Raw genomic sequence first — 20107 nt, 5'->3', positions numbered from 1 at the left:
GGTTATTTCCAACCTTTGGCTTTGCAGATCAAATCGTATGCCGCTTGAATTTGTTGTGCTTTTTCTTTCGCCATTTCCATCATTTCCGGCGGCAAACCTTTCGCCACCAGTTTGTCCGGGTGATGTTCGTTCATTAAACGGCGATACGCCCGTTTCACCGTATTTTGATCATCATTGGCGCCGACGCCCAGCACTTTATAAGCATCGTCTAACGTCGGACCGGAAGACTGACCATAAGAATGTTGTTGGTAATCGTTGTATTGATAACCACTTTGTTGATAAGAGCCTTGCTGATAGCCGCCCTGTTGGTAATAACCGCCGCGGCTGAATTGACGCGCCGCCATTTCCATCGCCAGCATTTGTTCAAACTGAAAGCGGGATAGACCCAGTTCTTCCGCCACCACAAACAACAGTTCTTTTTCATTTTCATGCAAATGATCATCGGCAAATGCCGCCTGAACCTGCACATGCAGGAACATGCGCAACAAATCGGCGCGCTGTCCGCAGCCGATACGAAATTCGCGAATCACCTGACGAATAGGGAAATCCGCCTGTTTGCCACGATTAAACGCGTCCTGTGCCAGACGGCGACCGGCATCGTCCAGCTGCAATTGATTCATCAAATGATTGGCAAGCTGAATGTCGTTTTCCGTCACGCGTCCTTTGGCTTTGCTGATATGTCCGAGCACCGCAAAGGTGGTTTGCATAAACAGCAATTGGCGGGTGGTTTTATTTTTGAAGAAAGAAGAATTTACCGTGCCCAGTTCATACAGTTTTTTGTCGGCGAGATGACCGAGGAAAATCCCTGTTAACATGCCGAAAAAACCGCCTAATCGAAAACCGATCAAGGCACCTAAAAATTTTCCGATAAAATTCATTGTTGCTCCGTTGGGTTAAAAAGTGCGGTGGATTTTCAGCGTAAATTTAAAAACGCCGCCAAAAATGACCGCACTTTCGTGTTATTTAATGCCGTATTGTGCGCGGTAAGCGCGCATTGCCGGCAAATATTGTTGATATTCCGGTTGGGTTTCAATAAACGCCATTAAATCGGCAAAATCAACGATGGATAGCACGTTGCATTGGTAGTCGCGCTCCACTTCCTGAATGGCGGAAAGCTCGCCATTACCGCGTTCCTGACGATTTAACGCAATCAGCACGGCGCTTAATTGTGCGCCATTCGCCTGAATAATTTGCATGGATTCGCGAATTGCCGTGCCGGCGGTGATCACGTCGTCCACCAACAACACTTTGCCTTGTAGCGGACTACCGATTAAGTTGCCGCCCTCGCCGTGATCTTTGGCTTCTTTGCGGTTAAAACACACCGGTTTATTGACGTTAAAACAGTTAAATAAGGCAATCGACACCGTGGTGGCGATGGGAATGCCTTTGTATGCCGGGCCGAAAATCACATCATATTGCAAACCGCCGGCTTGCAAGGCGGCGGCATAAAATTCGCCCAAGCGGGCAAGATCCGCGCCTTGGTTAAACAACCCGGCGTTAAAGAAATAAGGGCTGACGCGCCCTGATTTCAAGGTGAACTCGCCGAATTTTAACACCTGACGCGCCAATGCGAATTCAATAAACTGTTGTTTGTAATTTTCCATTGTGCGTCCTTATTCCGCCAGCGTGGCGCGTTGGGTTTGGAAAATCATGTCGCAACCTTGTTTGGCAAGATCGAGCAAGGTTAAGAGTTCTTCGTGGCTGAAAGGCTTGCCTTCCGCCGTGCCCTGCACTTCAATCATACGACCGTCTTCCATCATCACCACGTTCATGTCCGTTTCGGCGGCGGAATCTTCCACATATTCCAAATCGCACACCGCTTCGCCGTTCACAATGCCCACAGAAATGGCGGCAACCAAACCTTTCAGCGGGTTTTTCGCCAGCGTGCCGTTTGTCACCAAGCTGTTCAGCGCATCGCATAACGCCACGCAAGCACCGGTAATGGATGCCGTGCGCGTGCCGCCGTCCGCTTGGATCACATCGCAATCCAAGGTAATACAACGCTCGCCGAGGGCTTCCAAATCCACCATGGCACGCAAGGAACGGGCGATTAAACGCTGAATTTCCAAGGTGCGTCCGCCTTGTTTGCCTTTCGCCGCTTCACGTTGCATACGGCTGTGGGTGGAACGCGGCAACATGCCGTATTCCGCCGTCACCCAACCTTGTCCTTGCCCTTTTAGAAAGCGCGGCACACTCTCTTCGACCGAGGCGGTACACAACACTTTGGTATCGCCGAATTCCACCAACACGGAACCTTCCGCGTGTTTGGTGTAATGACGGGTGATCTGAATCGGGCGGGGTTGGTGATTGGCACGTTGATTCGGGCGCATGAAAAATTCCTCGTTAAGCAATAAAAAATCGCGCCATTTTAGCACGCAAACTGACAGAAACGAAATTTGGCAGTACAATAGAACGCAATTTTACGGGATAAAAATGAAGGAATTATTATGATTTATAGCATGACGGCATTTGCTGCGTTAGAGATAAAAAAAGACTGGGGCAACGCAGTTTGGGAAATTCGCTCGGTGAATCAACGTTATCTGGAAACCTTTTTCCGCCTGCCGGAACAGTTCCGCAGCTTAGAAAACACCTTGCGCGAAAGCCTGCGTCAAAAGCTCACCCGTGGCAAAATCGAATGCACATTGCGCATCGATAATAAAAAACAAACCGCCGCCGAATTGCACATTAACCAAGAACTCGCCGGTCAAGTGCTGCAATCCTTACAATGGCTGAAACAACAAGCGGGCGAAGGCGAATTCAATTTAACCGATGTATTGCGCTATCCGGGCGTGGTGGAAGTGCCGGAACAAGATGTGGATTTAATCAGTCAGGATTTATTGGCGGCATTTGAACAAGTGGTCGGCGAATTTATCGCCATGCGTCAGCGCGAAGGGGAAAAAATCCATACCTTACTGGAACAGCGCCTTGACGCCATCAACGTCGAACAGCAAAAAGTGCGGTCAAAAATGCCGGAGATTTTACAATGGCAGCGTGAGCGGATGCTGCAACGCTTCGAGGAAATTCAACTGCAACCCGATCCACAACGTTTAGAGCAGGAGCTGATTATGCTGGCGCAACGCATTGATGTGGCGGAAGAACTGGATCGGTTACAGTTACACGTGAAAGAAACCCAAAATATTCTGCGCAAAGGCGGCGCGGTGGGACGTAAGCTGGATTTTATGATGCAGGAACTAAACCGCGAATCCAACACGCTGGCGTCCAAATCTATTAATGTGGACGTCACCAATTCCGCCATTGAGCTTAAAGTGTTAATCGAGCAAATGCGTGAGCAAATTCAAAATCTTGAGTAATTTATTGATATTTTTAAGGAAAGTACGATGGCATATGCACTTTTAACGGCACAACAGGACGACATCATCTGCCCGCTCAGCCATTACACCCTCATTGAAATGGCGGGTGTGGATGCGGAAAAATATTTGCAGGGGCAACTCACCTGCGATGTGACAAAACTGGCGGCAGGCGAATCCACCCTCACCGCCCATTGCGATCCGAAAGGCAAAATGAGCGCGCTATTCCGCCTGATTCGACAAGACGAACAGACCTTTTATATGTTGCTGAAAAGTGAATTATTGCCGTCGGCATTGGATCAACTGAAGAAATATGCGGTGTTTTCCAAAGTCACCTTCACCCCGTTAGATTGGCAAATTATCGGCGCGGCAGGTGCGAAAGGCATCGAAAAGTACGGTCAGATTTCCGCGCAAATTCGTGTTGCAGTTAACGATCGACAACCACGTGTCATTTTGTTAAATCCGACCCGCTTATCCATCGAACCGACTGCCGAAGCAAACGTGTGGGATTTGTTGGATATTCAGGACGGCGTGCCCGGTTTAGCGGTGGCAACCCAACTACAATTCATTCCGCAGGCGTTAAATCTGCAAAGCATCGAACAAGCGATTTCCTTCCACAAAGGCTGTTACATCGGGCAAGAAACGGTGGCGCGCGCCAAATATCGCGGCGCCAACAAACGCGCCTTGTTTATCTTTGCGGCACAAACGGAAAGCCTACCTGACATCGGTTCGCCGTTGGAAATGGCGCTCGGCGACAACTGGCGCTGCACCGGCACGATCATAAGTGCGGTCAATTTTCACGACGTTTTATGGTTGCAGGCGGTGCTTAATACGCCGTTGGAAGACGGGCAGGCATTCCGTTTACCAGACAGCCAAACGACGTTGACATTACAACCTTTACCTTACGAGTTAAGCTAAATGCAAGTCGGACTGGTATTAGAAGGCAACGCCATGCGCGGGATATTCACCGCCGGTGTGCTGGATGTGTTCCCGGATGAGCGGATTCCTATCGACGATCGTCAGCGTCCGCCGGGCCTTGTTCGGCGTGAATTTGCCGTCGAAACAAAAAGGGCGCGTTGCGTTACAACAAAAATACCTGAACGACAAACGCTATATGGGCTTCCACAGCCTGTTCACCACGGGCAACATCGTCAACAAAGATTTCACTCTTTATCAACTGCCTTTTGAACTAGATATATTCGATCAGGACGAATTCGCCCGCGCCGGCATCGACTTTAGTTGCTTTAGGAGTGTTGATATTTATCATCGGCGGGGTACTTCGGACAAATCATTATCTATTTATCCTCGTCAAAAAATCCGCTGGAAACCGACCGCACTTTATGGTATAAAGCACGCCGTTATTTTGCTGTTTAAAAATAACGTTCAATTTTTAATCAAACTTACTAAAACACACACATATCAGTAAGGCTAAATCGGGGTGCCAAACGGTCGATTGGCTGGGTATGTGGAGGCTAAACCCCAAACAAAAGGAAAATTATTATGGCACAAGTTTCTATGCGCGATATGCTTCAGGCAGGTGTTCACTTCGGTCACCAAACCCGTTACTGGAACCCAAAAATGAAACCGTTCATTTTCGGACCACGCAACGGCGTTCACATCATCAATCTTGAAAAAACCGTTCCAATGTTCAACGCGGCATTAGCCGAGTTAACCCGCATTGCAAGCAACAACGGCAAAGTGTTATTCGTTGGTACCAAACGCGCAGCGACCGATGCAGTTCAAGCAGCGGCATTAGAATGTCAACAATACTATGTAAATCACCGTTGGTTAGGCGGTATGTTGACCAACTGGAAAACAGTTCGTCAATCCATCAAACGCTTAAAAGATTTAGAAACCCAATCTCAAGACGGCACCTTCGACAAATTAACCAAAAAAGAAGCGTTAATGCGTAGCCGTGAGATGGAAAAACTTGAATTAAGCCTTGGCGGTATCAAAGATATGGGCGGTTTGCCGGATGCGTTATTCGTTATCGGTGCGGATCACGAACATATCGCGGTTAAAGAAGCAAACAACTTGGGCATTCCTGTATTTGCTATCGTTGATACCAACTCCGATCCGGACGGCGTAGATTTCGTTATTCCGGGTAACGACGACGCAGCGCGCGCCATTCAACTTTACTTGGCTTCGGCGGTTGCAGCGATCAAAGAAGGTCGTGGTAACGAAGAAGCGGTTGCTGAAGAATTAGCGCAAGCCGCAGAATAATTCAAGCGATTGCAATAAGGCGTAAGCCCTTATTAATCAGACGATTAATTGGTTAGCAGGGGGCTGAAACAGCTCCCTGTATTTTTTGAGCTAAAAGTGCGGTTAAAAAACAAGTTATTTTTCAACCGCACTTTAACCGACAGAGGATTTTAAAATGGCTGAAATCACAGCATCATTAGTAAAAGAACTGCGTGAACGTACCGGCGCAGGCATGATGGAATGTAAAAAAGCATTAGTTGAAGCAAACGGCGACATCGAATTAGCCATCGACAACATGCGTAAATCCGGTCAAGCCAAAGCGGCGAAAAAAGCCGGTCGTGTTGCCGCTGAAGGTGTGATCATCGCGCGCGTACAAAACGGTTTCGGTGTGGTGGTTGAATTAAACTGCGAAACCGACTTCGTGGCAAAAGATGCCGGCTTCTTAGGTTTAGCCAATGAAGTGGCTGACTACGCAGTCGCACACAAAGGCACCTCCATCGAACAATTACAAGCGGAATTTGAAGAAAAACGTGCGGCATTGGTAGCCAAAATCGGTGAAAACATGACTATTCGTCGTGTAGCTTACATCGAAGGCGACGTGGTAGGTTCTTACTTACACGGCGCGAAAATCGGCGTATTGGTTGCAGGTAAAGGCGCAGACGACGAGTTATTAAAACACATCGCTATGCACATCGCGGCAAGCCGTCCTGACTACGTTAACCCAAGCGACGTGCCTGCCGACGTGGTTGAACACGAGCGCAACATCCAAGTGGATATCGCTATGCAATCCGGCAAACCACGCGAAATCGCAGAAAAAATGGTTGAAGGCCGCATGAAGAAATTCACCGGCGAAGTGTCCTTAACCGGCCAACCGTTCGTCATGGATCCATCTAAATCCGTTGGCGATTTATTAAAAGAAAAAGGTGCCGAAGTCTCTAACTTCATCCGTTTAGAAGTGGGCGAAGGTATCGAGAAAGTGGAAACCGACTTTGCCGCAGAAGTGGCTGCAATGTCTAAAGCTTAATTGATGATTTAAGCAAAAAAGCAGGTGTCAAAACCTGCTTTTTTATTCTCCGGCATTTCTCGATTCTCACGCTTGCCCGATAGTTCAAGCGTCCACGCTTAGACCGATAAAATAGCACAGACCTGAACATTTACACTACCGTCAATCAGTGCCGACATTTCCGTTATAACCCATTCCCTTTTATTCTAAAATCCCACGCAAAAATCCCACAAAGTGCGGTGTGAAATCTGCTAGAATAAGCGCAATTTTTTATCGGCGAAAAGGGCGACATCATCGAAAATTGGCAACGCGGTTTCGTGCTACATCGCAAATCTTACAGCGAAACCAGCTTACTGATCGATTTACTCACGGAAGACTTCGGGCGGATCAGCGTCTTGGCAAAAGGCGCACGGGCGAAGCGTTCCATGTTAAAAGGCGTGTTGCAGCCTTTCACGCCGTTGTTGTTACGCTGGAGCGGACGCGGTGAGCTGAAAATCCTGACCAAAGCGGAACCCGCCGCCATTGCGCTTCCGTTGCAAAATATCGCTTTATACAGCGGGTTTTATTTAAACGAACTCCTCTGCCGCGTGCTGGAACCGGAAACCGCCTATCCGCAACTGTTCCAACAATATTTGCAATGTTTAACCCAACTGGCGATGAATCAACAGCAAGTGGAACCCGCTCTGCGCACCTTTGAATTTCAGCTGTTGCGCACCCTTGGATACGGCATTGATTTCACCCATTGCGCCAGTTCGGGCAACACGGTAGAAGCGGACATGACCTATCGTTACCGCGAAGAAAAAGGCTTTATCGCCTCCTTAATTAAAGACAATTTAACTTTTTACGGGCGCGAATTGCTGGCATTTGAGCAAACCCGATTTGACGACCCGAGCATATTAGTGGCGGCAAAACGTTTTACACGCATCGCCTTAAAGCCTTATTTAGGTGACAAGCCATTGAAAAGCCGAGAGTTATTTACACAACATAGCTTATATTCCAAATAACATGGCATTACTTTACAGCGGAACCAAACCGAAAAAAAATACCGCCAATTTCACCGCCCACATCCTTGATTTGGATTATCAGGGGCTGGGCGTAGCGAAAATGAACGGCAAAACCTGGTTTATCGAAAATGCGCTACCGCAGGAAAGCGTGGAAGTGCGTGTGCTGGAAGAAAAACGCCAATACGGACACGGCATAGCACAGCGCATTTTGCACCCAAGCCCGCAACGCCAAACGCCACCGTGTACCTATTTTACGCAATGCGGTGGCTGCCAAAATCAACATATTCCCATCGAATTACAACGTTCCGCCAAACAAAAGGCGCTGATTCAACGCCTCAGTCGTTTGCAACCCGAGCCGATTCAGTTTATGCCGTTATTACAGGGCGAACCTTGGCATTATCGCCGTCGGGTGAGATTAAGTGTGGGCTTTGATAGTAAAACGCGCAAGCTGAGTATCGGCTTACGGCGTAAAAATGCACAACAAATTATCCCGATTGAACATTGCCCTGTGCTGGAACAACCGCTCAACGATTTACTGCCGAAACTGACCGCACTTTTCGCGCAGTGGTCCGCCCCGCAACAACTGGGTCACATTGAGCTAGTGGCGGCGGACAACGGTGTCGCCATGCTGTTGCGGCACATCAAAAACGTCGCCGAAAACGACCGCACTTTATTGCTGAAATTCGCCGAGCAGCACAACCTCATGTTATTCGTGCAAGAACTGGATGCCATTGAACATTGGCACGGCGAACAACCTTTTTATCGTTTGGATAACGACCTGACCTTGCAATTTGATATTCGTGATTTCATACAAATTAACGCCGAATTAAACCGCCAAATGATCAACACCGCGCTGGATTGGTTAGCGTTAAACGAACGGGAGCATGTGCTGGATTTATTCTGCGGTATGGGCAATTTCACCTTGCCGATCGCCCGTCGGGTAAAAAGTGCGGTGGGAATTGAAGGCGTTTCCGCGATGGTGGAAAAAGCCCGTAGAAATGCCGAACGAAACCGCTGTCACAATGTCCAATTCTATCAAGCAGATTTGGATAAATCGTTTGTCAATCAAGGCTGGGCGCAGCAACCTTTCAATAAGATTCTGCTCGACCCGCCACGCACAGGAGCGGCATTTGCGTTAAATGCGCTCTGTCAATTACAGGCTGAAAATATCCTGTATGTTTCTTGCAATCCTGCAACGCTCGTGCGAGATACGGAAATCTTGCGTAATGCAGGCTACCAACTGGATAAAGTCGCCATGATCGATATGTTCCCGCATACCGGTCATTTGGAATCGATAAGTTTATTTCGGAAAAAATAAGGATTCGTTATGGTCGCTGTGAGAGGATCTCATTTATTAAATCCTAAAGATTTTGAGATTGAACAATGGTGCGCTAATTTAAATGTGGCAGACAATATCAAAACCGGTCTCACCGCCTGTTGGCACTATTCGCAGCAAAAAATCGCACTGCGTGCCGAGCATCATACGGAAGAGGCGCATTTGTTGTCCTTCGGTGTGGAAATGGTGGAAATTCTGCACAGTTTAAACATGGATTGCGACAGCCTGCTCACGGCGATGTTATTTCCAATTGTGAACGATCAGCTGGTGGATTTTGCACAAATTGAAGCAGATTTCGGCGCCAATATCAGCAAATTGGCAAAAGGCGTCATCGAGATGGACAACATTCGTCAGTTAAACGTCACCCACTCCGCCAGCGGCCTGCAAGTGGATAATGTGCGTCGTATGTTGCTTGCCATGGTGGACGACTTCCGCTGCGTCATTATCAAACTCGCCGAAAGAATCGCCTTCCTGCGCGACGCGGTGAATAACAATTACACCGAAGAACAACGGGTACTCGCCGCCAAGGAATGCGCCAATATTTACGCCCCACTCGCCAACCGCCTCGGTATCGGACAACTCAAATGGGAGCTGGAAGACTATTGCTTCCGCTATCTGCACCCGGAACAATACCGCGCCATCGCCAAACTGTTGCAAGAACGCCGCATTGACCGCGAACAATATATCGCCGATTTTATCACCGAACTCACCGGCTATTTGCAGGAAAACATCCAACAGGTGGAAGTGTACGGACGTCCGAAACACATTTACAGCATTTGGCGCAAAATGCAGAAAAAAAATCTGGAATTCAGCGAGTTATACGACGTTCGCGCGGTGCGTATTATCGTGCAAAAATTGCAGGATTGTTACACCGCACTTGGCATCGTACACACCCATTTCAAACATTTACCGAAAGAATTCGACGATTATGTCGCCAACCCAAAACCGAATGGCTATCAATCCATTCATACCGTGGTGCTAGGCAAAGGCGGCAAGCCCATTGAAGTGCAAATCCGCACCCAGCAAATGCACGATGATGCCGAGCTGGGTGTAGCGGCGCACTGGAAATATAAAGAAGGCGCCACCGCAGGGCGTTCCGGCTACGCAGAAAAAATCGCCTGGTTACGCAAACTGCTGGCATGGCAGGACGATATTACCGACTCCGGCGAAGTCATGGCAGAATTGCGTAGCCAAGTATTCGACGACCGCGTATATGTGTTTACGCCGAAAGGCGAAGTGGTGGATCTGCCCACCGGCTCCACCCCGCTGGATTTCGCTTATGCCATTCACAGCGAAATCGGGCACCGTTGTATCGGCGCCAAAGTGGGCGGACGCATTGTGCCCTTCACGTATCAGCTGCAAATGGGCGATCAGGTGGACATCATCACCCAGAAAAACCCGAACCCAAGCCGCGACTGGCTGAACCCGAATCTTGGCTTTACCCACACGGCGAAATCCCGCGCGAAAATTCACGCGTGGTTCAAAAAACAGGATCGCGATAAAAACATTCCGGCAGGCAAAGAATTGCTGGAAAGCGAGATTAACCGCTTAGGCATCAGTTTAAAACAGGTAGAACAGCAGGCGCTGCCCCGTTACAACCTGAAAAATCTGGACGATTTATATGCCGGCATCGGCGGCGGTGATATTCGCATCAGCCCGCTGATTAACTTCCTACAAAACAAATTTATCAAAACCTCCGCCCAGGAAGTGGACGAAGAAATTTTGCGCCATGTGAGCAACAAAAGTGCGGTCAATTCTCAGCAAAAATCCGAGCGCAAAGACTGTGTGATCGTGGAAGGCGTGGGCAACCTCATGCACCATATCGCCCGCTGCTGCCAACCTATTCCGGGCGACAGCATCGTGGGCTACATCACCATGGGACGCGGTATTTCCATTCACTGCTGCGACTGCGACCAATTCCTCGAATTGCAAGCCGCACACCCGGAACGCGTGGTGGAATCCCGCTGGGGCGACAATTATTCCAGCGGCTTCTATCTCAACATCCGCATCGTGGCGTCGGATCGCAACGGCTTATTGCGCGACATCACCACCGTGCTGGCAAATGAAAAAATCAGCGTACTCGGCGTTTCCACTCACACGGACAGCAAGCGCCAAGTGGCGAATATTGATATGCAAATTGAACTGAATAACGTGGAAATGTTAAGTAAAATTCTGTCCCGTTTGGAAAAACTGGATGATGTCATTGAAGCCAAACGCCTCTAATAAAAAGAAAAAAAGGAAAATCAAATGGATAAAACCACGGGACTGACCCACTTAATTAAATCTACCCAATATTCGATGAAAGGCTTAAAAAGTGCGGTCAAATATGAAACCGCTTTTCGCCACGAGCTTTTTTGCTGCATTTTCATGATCCCGCTGGCGTTATGGCTCGGCGAAAATGCCATTGAACGCGCCCTGATGATTGGTTCCGTGTTGTTGGTGTTGGTGGTAGAACTGCTCAACAGCGCCATTGAAGCCGTGGTCGATCGCATCGGCACCGAACGCCACGAACTCTCCGGGCGTGCCAAAGATCAAGGCTCCGCTGCCGTGTTTGTCGCCTTAGTTATCGTAGTGGTCACTTGGGGATTAATGTTGTTTAACTAAAAAACGTCGGCAAAAATGACCGCACTTTGCTCTGCACCCCAAAACCTGGACACCTAATTTGAGGTGCAGATTATGTCTTACTCTTATCAATTTCGTTAAAAAACTATCAAACAGGTCACCGAGCAGAATTTTGGTATCCGTGAGGTGGCTAAATTTCATCAGATTTCTCGTTCTCAAGTCATTTATTGGAAAAGCCTTTCGTGAAAGAGGGCTTAATGGCGTAAAATCCCCTTATATAAACCCTCAACGCCCTAAAATAGTGAAGCCAAAGATGAAAAAGAAAGCGATTGAAATCCCGGAACAAACAGACTTTTCCCCAAAAGCGTTTAAAAAGCTGCAACGAGAGCTGGCATTAGCACGTGCACAGATTGCTTACCTAAAGGAGTTGGAGGCACTCGACCGTCAAAAACAGCGACAGAAAAAAGAAAAATCATTGAAAGATTGAAGCCAAATCACGCGTTAAATGACTTACTTCGTGTGGCTAAAATGCCTCGTTCTACCTTTTATTATCAGCAAGTTAAACACGATTATCGTGAGATAAAAGAAACTATCTTGTTGCGGTATAAAAAGAACAGAAAACGAGATGGCTATCGCCCAATGACACTCAAATTACGTCAAATGGGTTTCCATTTGAATCATAAAACGGTGTTAAAACTGATGAATGCGTTAGGTATTCATTCTATTTTACGCAAGAAAAGACATGGAAAACGAGGCAAAACATCGCATATTGCCCCGAATGTGCTAAATCGTGATTTTACAGCGACGGCGCTCAATCAAAAATGGGTAACCGATGTCACTGAGTTTCGAGTTGGGGAAGAAAAGCTCTATTTTTCACCGTTGATGGATTTAGCGAACCGGGAAATTATTGCCTATAATTTTGCGAAACGCCCTAAGTTCTCATTGGTAAAAAGAATGCCGGAAGAAGGACTTGGCAAACTAAAACCGAGCGAATGCCCGATTATTCACAGCGACCAAGGGGTATTGTACGGCTCAGCAGAATGGGTAAAGATGTTGGAAGGCAAGGCGATACAAAGTATGAGTCGCCGAGGGAATTGCTATGATAATGCGGTGATTGAAAGCTTTTTTGCGATATTAAAATCTGAGTGTTTTTACTCACGCACTTATACTTCGATTGCCGAATTACAGGCGGAAATTGAAGAATATTTGGTGTATTACAACCAAGAACGAATTAAACTTGATTTAAAAGGATTAAGCCCGGTGCAATACCGAGCTCAATATTTAAGTTAACTAACCTGTCCAACTTTTGGGGGGCAGATCACTTTTCGGTGATTTAAAGTGAGATATCGATAAAATTATTAAATGGCACGCCCTAAAGGATTCGAACCTTTGACCCACGCCTTAGAAGGGCGTTGCTCTATCCAGCTGAGCTAAGGGCGCGTTGTAAATGGAATAGTGAAAAATAGAGAAAAGTGGTCGGCGAGATAGGATTTGAACCTACGACCCACTGGTCCCAAACCAGTTGCGCTACCAAGCTGCGCTACTCGCCGACTGAAAGACGTGTAGCATTATAGTTTTCTTTCATTTTCAGTCAATAAGTTTTTACTGTTTTATTATTAATCGTTTAAATTTATGGCAATGCCTTACATCTGCCATAGTTTTCTGCCAAAATAGTCAATGTTTCTGTTTATTCACTGGAGAATGTAATGACTGCTCAAATTATTTCCGGCACCGAATTATCACACCAAATTAAAACCCATATTGCCCGCCAAATTGCACATTATGTGGAAAGGGGTAAACGTTCTCCCGGGCTTGCAGTGATTTTGGTCGGTGCCGATCCTGCTTCACAGGTTTATGTGGGAAGTAAGCGCAGAAGCTGTACCGAAGTGGGAATTGTTTCCAAATCCTACGATTTACCGGAAAATACGTCAGAGCAGGAGTTGCTAGGAATCATTGAACAGCTCAATCAGGATAAGGATGTTGATGGCATTCTGGTTCAGCTGCCATTACCAAAACATATTGATAGTACCAAAGTCATTGAAAAAATCTCGTCCGAAAAAGATGTGGACGGCTTCCATCCTTACAATGTCGGGCGTTTATGTCAGCGTATTCCGACGCTACGCGCTTGTACGCCTTATGGCGTGATGAAGCTGTTGGAAACCACCGGTATTGCGTTTCGTGGCAAACATGCGGTGATTGTGGGCGCGTCAAATATCGTTGGTCGTCCGATGGCGTTAGAATTGTTACTTGCAGGTTGTACTGTCACGGTTACCCATCGTTTTACCGAAGATCTGGCACATCATGTGCGTCAGGCGGATATTGTTGTAGTTGCCGTGGGAAAACCGAGATTTATTAAAGGGGAATGGATTAAAGAGGGTGCTGTTGTGGTTGACGTGGGGATTAATCGTATTGATGGCAAACTGGTGGGTGATGTGGAATTCGACGTGGCAGCGGAACGTGCGGCGTATATTACGCCGGTGCCGGGCGGTGTCGGTCCGATGACGGTGGCAATGCTGATGCAAAACACCCTTTCCGCTTATGAAAAACATGAAAATTTAGGCTAAAGTGCGGTCGTTTTTCCAAACGTTTTTAGTCCCTATAAAAAAGCCCTTGATTTGATCAAGGGCTTTTGCATTTCTGAGCAGGGAGGAATTACATCATCCCGCCCATGCCTCCCATACCGCCCATTCCGGCAGCGCCGAGGTCAGCTTTGTCGTCTTTCGGTAACTCGGTGACCATACATTCGGTAGTGATCATTAAACCGGCAACAGACGCCGCAAATTGTAATGCGGAACGGGTGACTTTCGTCGGATCCAAAATACCCATAGCGATCATGTCGCCGTACTGTTCAGTGCCTGCGTTATAACCGAAATTGCCTTCACCGTTCTTCACTGCGCTGGCGATCACGGAAGCTTCTTCACCGGCATTTGCCACGATTTGACGCAACGGTGCTTCCATAGCACGAAGGGCAAGCTTGATACCCACATTTTGCTCTTCGTTCTCGCCTTGTAAGCCGACTACTCTGCCGGCTGCACGAATTAACGCCACGCCACCACCGGCAACGATGCCTTCTTCTACCGCCGCTCGGGTCGCGTGTAAGGCGTCTTCAACGCGCGCTTTTTTCTCTTTCATTTCCACTTCGGTTGCCGCGCCCACTTTAATCACCGCAACACCGCCGGCCAATTTCGCCACGCGTTCTTGTAATTTCTCTTTGTCGTAGTCGGAAGTGGACTCTTCAATTTGTTGACGAATTTGCGCTACACGACCTTGGATTTGTGCTTCATCGCCGATACCGTCGATGATGGTGGTGTTATCTTTGTTGATAACAATACGTTTTGCCTGACCTAAATCTTCAAGTGTGGCTTTTTCCAATTCCATACCGATTTCTTCGGAAATGACCGTACCGGCGGTTAAAATCGCAATATCTTGTAACATCGCTTTACGGCGGTCACCAAAGCCCGGCGCTTTCACTGCGGCCACTTTCACGATACCGCGCATGGTGTTTACAACCAAGGTTGCCAAAGCTTCGCCTTCCACATCTTCGGCGATGATTAACAATGGTTTACCGGCTTTCGCCACGCCTTCTAATACCGGCAATAATTCGCGGATGTTGGAGATTTTTTTATCTACTAACAGGATAAACGGATTGTCCAGTTCCACAGTGGCGGTTTCAGGCTTGTTGATGAAGTATGGGGAAAGGTAACCGCGGTCGAATTGCATACCTTCAACCACATCCAATTCGTCTTCCAAACCGGTGCCGTCTTCCACGGTAATTACGCCTTCTTTACCCACTTTTTCCATGGCTTGAGCGATTAATTGACCCACAATGCTGTCGGAATTTGCAGAGATCGTGCCAACTTGTTCGATTTCTTTTGAGGTTTCGCATGGTTTGGAGAGATTTTTAAGCTCGGCAACCACTGAGTTGACAGCTTTGTCGATACCGCGTTTTAAATCCATCGGGTTCATACCGGCGGCAACGGCTTTTAAGCCTTCGTTCACGATGGCTTGAGCCAATACGGTGGCGGTTGTGGTACCGTCCCCTGCCGCGTCGTTCGCTTTGGACGCCACTTCTTTCACCATTTGGACGCCCATGTTTTCAAATTTATCTTCTAATTCGATTTCACGCGCCACGGAAACCCCGTCTTTGGTGATGGTCGGTGCACCGAAAGATTTGTCTAACACTACGTTACGACCTTTTGGACCGAGAGTAACTTTTACTGCATCGGCTAAAATATTTACGCCGTTTAACATTTTTACGCGTGCGTCGTTGCCGAATTTTACGTCTTTTGCTGCCATTTTTAATTTCCTTTTATTTTATGGTGGGTTTTAGCCTACCATTTCATTCAACACTGTTTCAGTGGGTTGAGCCCCACCTTGCGATTGCGAAAAGTGCGGTCGTTTTTTCGAGCGTTTTACTTACTCAACGATCGCCAAAATATCACTTTCAGAGATGATGAGCACTTCCTCACCGTCAATTTTCTCCGCTTTCACGCCATAACCGTCGCTGAAGATCACGGTGTCGCCAACTTTAACGTGCATTGGGTGTACACTACCATTTTCCAGCAAGCGTCCCGGACCTACTGCCAATACTTTGGCGCGAGTGGATTTGGTGGCAGCGGAACCGGTTAAAACGATGCCACCGGCGGACTTAGTTTCCACGTCTTCACGTTTTAAAATGACTTTGTCGTGTAATGGACGAATATTCATTTGAAATTTCCTCTATTTCTTAAGTTAATAAAAAAGCCCTTTGTATATGGGAGTTATTTTTCTGCTTTCAAGGGGAGGAGCTAAAATTATTTGAGCCGTTTATGTTCATCCACTTCCTTTTCAAATTCTGCCTCAAAAACCTCGCCATCTTCCGCCTTGTGGTGGCGTGACGAATAAAAAGTGTGATCGTTTTTAAAGATGTTTTGACGGAAGAACATGAAACGGCTGCCCAACAGCATTTTCGCGATGTGGCTACCGAGCGGGCTGAGTAGAATGCAGGCAAGTATATCGGTGACGAAGCCCGGAATTACGAAAAGCACGCCGGCAATAAGCCAACGGGCAGAATTGAAAATTGTTTCGGTCGGCAATTCGCCCTGTTTCAATTGTTGTCGGACACGCGTTAAGGCATACCAACTGCGGGCGCGAATAATCAAAATACCCAACAACGATGAACCGATCAGCAAGAGAATCAACATAAAAATACCGAAATGGCTCCCCACCCAAACCAATAAGCTCAGTTCGGCATAAATAAACAGGAAAACGGCGAAAAGAAAGGCAATAAAAGGCATGGGCGCTCCTTAATAATAAATCGGCTATGAATATTACCCTGTTTATTTTGCAGTGCAATATGTCGGCGCTTCAAATCTCGCATTCAGGTTAAAAAAACTAATGTGAAAAATAAAAATAAATCCTAAATGCGTATAAAAATCTGTGAGTTAGATCAATTTAATTTTCTTTGAAGTTTCTATAATGCTCTCAATAAAACAACTCGTAATAAGGCAAATGAGGAGAGCTAAAATGACACAATTCAGAAAAGAAGTGGATTTATTAGGTGAACGCGACGTTCCTGCGGACGCGTATTGGGGGATTCATACATTAAGAGCGATAGAAAATTTCAACATTTCTAACACCACCATTTCTGACGTGCCGGAATTCGTACGTGGCATGGTGATGGTGAAAAAAGCTACTGCACTCACCAACGGCGAATTAGGCACGATTTCGAAAAAAATTGCCGATGCTATTGTAAAAGCCTGTGATGAAGTGTTGGTCAACGGCAAATGTTTGGATCAATTCCCGTCCGACGTTTATCAAGGCGGCGCGGGCACTTCCGTCAACATGAATACGAACGAAGTGGTTGCGAATCTGGCATTGGAAATTTTAGGACACAAAAAAGGCGAATATAATTATTTGGATCCGATGGATCATGTGAATGCCAGCCAATCCACCAACGATGCTTACCCGACCGGTTTCCGTATTGCGGTGTATAACAGCATTATGAAATTAGTCAGCAAAGTGTTGTATTTACAACAAGGCTTTGAGAATAAATCAAAAGAATTCGCCAAAGTGTTAAAAATGGGGCGCACCCAATTGCAAGATGCGGTGCCGATGACCGTGGGACAAGAATTCAAAGCCTTTTCCGTATTGTTGGATGAAGAAGTGCGGAACTTAAAACGCACGGCGGAATTGCTGCTTGAAGTGAACTTAGGTGCGACCGCGATCGGTACCGGGTTGAACACCCCGCAAGGCTATGTACCGTTGGTGGTGAAACATTTGTCGGAAGTCAGCGGTTTGCCTTGCGTGGTTGCCGAAAACCTGATTGAAGCCACATCCGACTGCGGCGCTTATGTGATGGTACATGGCGCGTTAAAACGTACGGCGGTAAAATTATCCAAAGTATGTAATGATTTGCGTTTATTGTCTTCCGGTCCGCGTGCAGGCTTGAAAGAAATCAACCTGCCTGAATTACAAGCGGGCTCTTCCATCATGCCGGCGAAAGTCAACCCGGTGGTGCCGGAAGTGGTGAACCAAGTGTGCTTCAAGGTGATCGGTAACGACACCACCGTGACCTTCGCTGCTGAAGCCGGTCAATTGCAATTAAACGTGATGGAACCGGTAATCGGTCAGGCTATGTTCGAATCTATCGACATCTTAACCAACGCGTGCGTGAACTTGCGCGATAAATGTATCGACGGCATCACCGTGAACAAAGAAATTTGCGAAAATTATGTGTTCAATTCTATCGGTATCGTCACCTACTTAAACCCATTCATCGGTCACCATAATGGCGACTTAGTGGGTAAAATATGCGCCCAAACCGGCAAAGGCGTGCGTGAAGTGGTGTTGGAAAAAGGCTTGTTAACCAAAGAAGAATTGGATGATATTCTGTCCGTGGAAAACTTGATGAACCCGACTTACAAAGCGAAATTAAATAAGTGAACAAAGCGACCAATAAAGTGTCAAAAAACTAACTTGTTTATTTTAGTCAAAATCAGCGTCTTAACGGATTAGGGCGCTGATTTTTTATTTGTCGCTTTTTAATGGACGATGGTCGGGCTAGAATAAGCAAAATTTTTTCCGGCGGACCTTAAGCCGAAACCTTGGATAGGAACAACAGACGATGAAAAAAGTATTGGTTATTCGTAACGATAAACTGGGTGATTTTATGTTGGCATGGCCGGCGTTTGCCATGTTGAAAGCATCGGATCCGTCGCTAAAACTTACCGCACTTGTGCCGACGTATACGGCGGAAATCGCCCGCGCCTGCCCTTATTTAGATGAGGTCATCATTGACGTGCCGAAGGGGGATAAAGCGGCGTTTCAACGTCTCGTGAATGACATCAAGGCGCAGCGATTTGATGCTATGATTAGTTTTTTTTCCAATACGCACAATGCCAAACTGGCTTGGAAATGCCGTATTCCTTATCGCTTGGCGCCTGCAACTAAATGGGTGCAGTTTTTTTATAATCATCGTCTGGTGCAACGTCGTTCTCAATCTGCCAAACCAGAGTTTGCCTATAATCTGGATTTAGCCCGTCGTTTTTTACAGGATCAGAGCATTGCGGTGGTGGAACCGCGTCCGCCGTATCTCAGCTTCCCGAAAAGTGCGGTGGATTTTCAGCGTGAATTTTTATGTCTGCAGTTAAACGTGGATTCATCGAAAAAATGGATTTTCGTGCACAGCGGTTCGGGCGGCTCCGCTAATAATTTATCTTTGGCGCAATACGCCGCATTGATTCGGGGGCTGTTGGCGCAGTTTGATGCGTATGTGATTCTCACCGCCGGCCCCAATGAAAGTGAAAAAGCCCATGAATTGGCGGGGCTGGTGCAAGATGCCCGCGTGGTGGTTTATGATAAAAATAAGGGGCTGGTGGATTTTGCACAATCCTTGGCGTGCGCCGATCTGTTTATTGCCGGTTCGACAGGTCCGCTTCATTTGAGCGGCGCGTTAAACGTGCCGACCATCGGCTTTTACCCGAGCCGCCGTTCCGCCACACCGTTGCGCTGGCAACCGATTAATGATGAGGCGAAACATCTGGCATTTTGCCCATCTAACGACAAAGCCAGCCAGACGGATTTAAGCAAAATCTCAATCGAGGAAAAGCTAGCGAAGATGATTCGGTTTATTACTAAAGTATGGCACGCGGCTGATAAATAACAGCGTGTATTGCACCACCCGACCGATACCGAATGCAAACATCAGCGTACCAATGCCGAGACAGCAAAATGCCGATAACGGCGTAGGCAAAACGTACATAAAGTGCGGTGGGTTTTTCCGGTAAATAGGTGGTTAAGCCGAGGACAAGGGCGATAACGAAAATATTCATTACCGTGGGAGCCCCGGCCTGAGCTTTAGCGGAAACCACGTCGGCATCACGTCAGGCTGATAATGCACGATGCCCAACCGACGCTGAATTGCCCTTGTAACGCAACGCCTTGCGACAATACTGTCCAAGGTGCGGAACTCGAATCGGAAAGCAACAGCAAACCTTCGCCGATGATGATTAAATAAAGAAGCAACACGCCGAACGAAACGGGTTCAAACGACCCAAAGAGATTTGGCAGACTAATTCGTATGAGGCAGAACCTGTAGCTTTTTCATCAATACATAATCCGTGATTTGTTAAGTAAGATGGGCGCACTATCCCAATCTTTACCGGTTCTGCCTAAACAAATCTCCGCTAAGGAGCTAATTCAACACATCAAC

20 protein-coding genes, 2 tRNA genes and 2 pseudogenes are annotated in these 20107 nt (G+C 47.3%); 14 read left to right on the top strand and 10 right to left on the bottom strand.

Annotated elements, in window-relative coordinates:
* Positions 1-2: 2 nt before the first annotated feature.
* The 3 genes from djlA to rph form a co-directional block, all read right to left on the bottom strand.
* The gene (gene djlA, locus LIN98_RS03800; protein WP_005542908.1) at positions 3-878 is read right to left on the bottom strand and encodes a co-chaperone DjlA; all 876 of its coding nucleotides are present in this window, start codon (positions 876-878) and stop codon (positions 3-5) included.
* Positions 879-959: 81 nt separating this feature from the next.
* The gene (gene pyrE / locus LIN98_RS03795) at positions 960-1604 is read right to left on the bottom strand and encodes an orotate phosphoribosyltransferase (protein ID WP_005542906.1); all 645 of its coding nucleotides are present in this window, start codon (positions 1602-1604) and stop codon (positions 960-962) included.
* A gap of 9 nt (positions 1605-1613) precedes the next feature.
* Positions 1614-2330: a ribonuclease PH gene (gene rph, locus LIN98_RS03790; RefSeq protein ID WP_005568249.1), complete on the bottom strand. Its 717-nt coding sequence runs from the start codon at positions 2328-2330 to the stop codon at positions 1614-1616.
* 117 nt (positions 2331-2447) lie between these two features.
* On the opposite strand from rph, the gene LIN98_RS03785 reads away from it, so the two are divergent.
* The 11 genes and pseudogenes from LIN98_RS03785 (at position 2448) to LIN98_RS03735 (ending at position 12705) form a co-directional block, all read left to right on the top strand.
* Positions 2448-3311, top strand: coding sequence for a YicC/YloC family endoribonuclease (locus LIN98_RS03785; protein ID WP_005546220.1), 864 nt, complete (start codon positions 2448-2450; stop codon positions 3309-3311).
* Between the two features lie 27 nt (positions 3312-3338).
* Positions 3339-4226 (top strand): CAF17-like 4Fe-4S cluster assembly/insertion protein YgfZ, encoded by an 888-nt coding sequence (locus LIN98_RS03780; protein WP_005546222.1) that lies wholly within the window; start codon positions 3339-3341, stop codon positions 4224-4226.
* A pseudogene (locus LIN98_RS10425) lies at positions 4227-4545 on the top strand (patatin family protein); the annotation flags it as partial. It abuts the gene before it with no gap.
* Positions 4546-4808: 263 nt separating this feature from the next.
* On the top strand, positions 4809-5531 hold the full coding sequence (rpsB, locus tag LIN98_RS03770) for a 30S ribosomal protein S2 (RefSeq protein WP_005542886.1): 723 nt from the start codon (positions 4809-4811) through the stop codon (positions 5529-5531).
* 154 nt (positions 5532-5685) lie between these two features.
* Positions 5686-6534, top strand: coding sequence for a translation elongation factor Ts (gene tsf / locus LIN98_RS03765; protein ID WP_005568255.1), 849 nt, complete (start codon positions 5686-5688; stop codon positions 6532-6534).
* A 296-nt stretch (positions 6535-6830) separates the two neighbouring features.
* Positions 6831-7517, top strand: a complete 687-nt coding sequence (gene recO, locus LIN98_RS03760) for a DNA repair protein RecO (RefSeq protein ID WP_005589897.1) — start codon at positions 6831-6833, stop codon at positions 7515-7517.
* A gap of 1 nt (position 7518) precedes the next feature.
* On the top strand, positions 7519-8835 hold the full coding sequence (gene rlmD / locus LIN98_RS03755) for a 23S rRNA (uracil(1939)-C(5))-methyltransferase RlmD (RefSeq protein ID WP_005568259.1): 1317 nt from the start codon (positions 7519-7521) through the stop codon (positions 8833-8835).
* 9 nt (positions 8836-8844) lie between these two features.
* The gene (gene relA, locus LIN98_RS03750; RefSeq protein ID WP_005546233.1) at positions 8845-11076 is read left to right on the top strand and encodes a GTP diphosphokinase; all 2232 of its coding nucleotides are present in this window, start codon (positions 8845-8847) and stop codon (positions 11074-11076) included.
* Positions 11077-11100: 24 nt separating this feature from the next.
* Entirely contained in the window at positions 11101-11457 is a 357-nt protein-coding gene (locus LIN98_RS03745; protein ID WP_005542871.1) for a diacylglycerol kinase, read from the top strand.
* Between the two features lie 105 nt (positions 11458-11562).
* A pseudogene (locus tag LIN98_RS03740) lies at positions 11563-11902 on the top strand (transposase).
* Positions 11899-12705 carry an IS3 family transposase gene (locus tag LIN98_RS03735; protein WP_249847582.1) on the top strand — a complete coding sequence of 269 codons (807 nt, stop codon included), beginning with the start codon at positions 11899-11901 and terminating at the stop codon, positions 12703-12705. The pseudogene LIN98_RS03740 and the gene LIN98_RS03735 overlap by 4 nt, the downstream one beginning before the upstream one ends.
* Positions 12706-12778: 73 nt before the next feature.
* Here LIN98_RS03735 and LIN98_RS03730 read toward each other — a convergent pair.
* Positions 12779-12855 (bottom strand) — tRNA-Arg (locus tag LIN98_RS03730).
* 33 nt (positions 12856-12888) lie between these two features.
* Positions 12889-12965, bottom strand: a tRNA-Pro gene (locus LIN98_RS03725).
* Positions 12966-13121: 156 nt separating this feature from the next.
* Here LIN98_RS03725 and folD point away from each other — a divergent pair.
* Positions 13122-13979: a bifunctional methylenetetrahydrofolate dehydrogenase/methenyltetrahydrofolate cyclohydrolase FolD gene (folD, locus tag LIN98_RS03720; RefSeq protein WP_005547874.1), complete on the top strand. Its 858-nt coding sequence runs from the start codon at positions 13122-13124 to the stop codon at positions 13977-13979.
* Positions 13980-14067: 88 nt separating this feature from the next.
* On the opposite strand, the gene groL is transcribed toward folD, so the two are convergent.
* The 3 genes from groL to LIN98_RS03705 all read right to left on the bottom strand — a co-directional run bounded on the left by groL (position 14068) and on the right by LIN98_RS03705 (position 16691).
* Positions 14068-15711 carry a chaperonin GroEL gene (groL, locus tag LIN98_RS03715; protein WP_249856162.1) on the bottom strand — a complete coding sequence of 548 codons (1644 nt, stop codon included), beginning with the start codon at positions 15709-15711 and terminating at the stop codon, positions 14068-14070.
* A gap of 120 nt (positions 15712-15831) precedes the next feature.
* Positions 15832-16122: a co-chaperone GroES gene (locus LIN98_RS03710; protein ID WP_005544374.1), complete on the bottom strand. Its 291-nt coding sequence runs from the start codon at positions 16120-16122 to the stop codon at positions 15832-15834.
* Positions 16123-16208: 86 nt separating this feature from the next.
* Complete coding sequence (locus tag LIN98_RS03705; RefSeq protein ID WP_005547879.1) at positions 16209-16691, bottom strand: FxsA family protein; 483 nt, start codon at positions 16689-16691, stop codon at positions 16209-16211.
* A 229-nt stretch (positions 16692-16920) separates the two neighbouring features.
* Here LIN98_RS03705 and aspA point away from each other — a divergent pair, with 229 nt between their 5' ends.
* Complete coding sequence (gene aspA / locus LIN98_RS03700) at positions 16921-18339, top strand: aspartate ammonia-lyase (RefSeq protein WP_005547881.1); 1419 nt, start codon at positions 16921-16923, stop codon at positions 18337-18339.
* A gap of 181 nt (positions 18340-18520) precedes the next feature.
* Entirely contained in the window at positions 18521-19558 is a 1038-nt protein-coding gene (locus tag LIN98_RS03695; RefSeq protein ID WP_005547882.1) for a glycosyltransferase family 9 protein, read from the top strand.
* Here LIN98_RS03695 and LIN98_RS10495 read toward each other — a convergent pair.
* Positions 19530-19727 carry a hypothetical protein gene (locus tag LIN98_RS10495; protein ID WP_012820883.1) on the bottom strand — a complete coding sequence of 66 codons (198 nt, stop codon included), beginning with the start codon at positions 19725-19727 and terminating at the stop codon, positions 19530-19532. The genes LIN98_RS03695 and LIN98_RS10495 overlap by 29 nt on opposite strands.
* 46 nt (positions 19728-19773) lie before the next feature.
* Positions 19774-19923 carry a hypothetical protein gene (locus tag LIN98_RS10490; RefSeq protein ID WP_012820882.1) on the bottom strand — a complete coding sequence of 50 codons (150 nt, stop codon included), beginning with the start codon at positions 19921-19923 and terminating at the stop codon, positions 19774-19776.
* Positions 19924-20107 lie beyond the last annotated feature (184 nt).

The sequence above is a fragment of the Aggregatibacter actinomycetemcomitans genome (assembly GCF_023518055.1).
GTDB classification, from domain to species: domain Bacteria; phylum Pseudomonadota; class Gammaproteobacteria; order Enterobacterales; family Pasteurellaceae; genus Aggregatibacter; species Aggregatibacter actinomycetemcomitans.
Note: the sequence above shows the minus strand (reverse complement) of the source record. Positions and strands in the feature narration are given on the sequence as shown.

What these genes read in the sequence shown, in the direction of transcription:
- djlA (WP_005542908.1), bottom strand. Translation starts at nt 878, where the DNA reads ATGAATTTTATCGGAAAATTTTTAGGTGCCTTGATCGGTTTTCGATTA.
- LIN98_RS03780 (WP_005546222.1), top strand. Translation starts at nt 3,339, where the DNA reads ATGGCATATGCACTTTTAACGGCACAACAGGACGACATCATCTGCCCG.
- LIN98_RS10495 (WP_012820883.1), bottom strand. Translation starts at nt 19,727, where the DNA reads ATGAATATTTTCGTTATCGCCCTTGTCCTCGGCTTAACCACCTATTTA.
- relA (WP_005546233.1), top strand. Translation starts at nt 8,845, where the DNA reads ATGGTCGCTGTGAGAGGATCTCATTTATTAAATCCTAAAGATTTTGAG.
- LIN98_RS03745 (WP_005542871.1), top strand. Translation starts at nt 11,101, where the DNA reads ATGGATAAAACCACGGGACTGACCCACTTAATTAAATCTACCCAATAT.
- LIN98_RS03705 (WP_005547879.1), bottom strand. Translation starts at nt 16,691, where the DNA reads ATGCCTTTTATTGCCTTTCTTTTCGCCGTTTTCCTGTTTATTTATGCC.
- LIN98_RS03785 (WP_005546220.1), top strand. Translation starts at nt 2,448, where the DNA reads ATGATTTATAGCATGACGGCATTTGCTGCGTTAGAGATAAAAAAAGAC.
- LIN98_RS03710 (WP_005544374.1), bottom strand. Translation starts at nt 16,122, where the DNA reads ATGAATATTCGTCCATTACACGACAAAGTCATTTTAAAACGTGAAGAC.
- tsf (WP_005568255.1), top strand. Translation starts at nt 5,686, where the DNA reads ATGGCTGAAATCACAGCATCATTAGTAAAAGAACTGCGTGAACGTACC.
- pyrE (WP_005542906.1), bottom strand. Translation starts at nt 1,604, where the DNA reads ATGGAAAATTACAAACAACAGTTTATTGAATTCGCATTGGCGCGTCAG.
- groL (WP_249856162.1), bottom strand. Translation starts at nt 15,711, where the DNA reads ATGGCAGCAAAAGACGTAAAATTCGGCAACGACGCACGCGTAAAAATG.
- folD (WP_005547874.1), top strand. Translation starts at nt 13,122, where the DNA reads ATGACTGCTCAAATTATTTCCGGCACCGAATTATCACACCAAATTAAA.
- rlmD (WP_005568259.1), top strand. Translation starts at nt 7,519, where the DNA reads ATGGCATTACTTTACAGCGGAACCAAACCGAAAAAAAATACCGCCAAT.
- aspA (WP_005547881.1), top strand. Translation starts at nt 16,921, where the DNA reads ATGACACAATTCAGAAAAGAAGTGGATTTATTAGGTGAACGCGACGTT.
- rph (WP_005568249.1), bottom strand. Translation starts at nt 2,330, where the DNA reads ATGCGCCCGAATCAACGTGCCAATCACCAACCCCGCCCGATTCAGATC.
- rpsB (WP_005542886.1), top strand. Translation starts at nt 4,809, where the DNA reads ATGGCACAAGTTTCTATGCGCGATATGCTTCAGGCAGGTGTTCACTTC.
- LIN98_RS03695 (WP_005547882.1), top strand. Translation starts at nt 18,521, where the DNA reads ATGAAAAAAGTATTGGTTATTCGTAACGATAAACTGGGTGATTTTATG.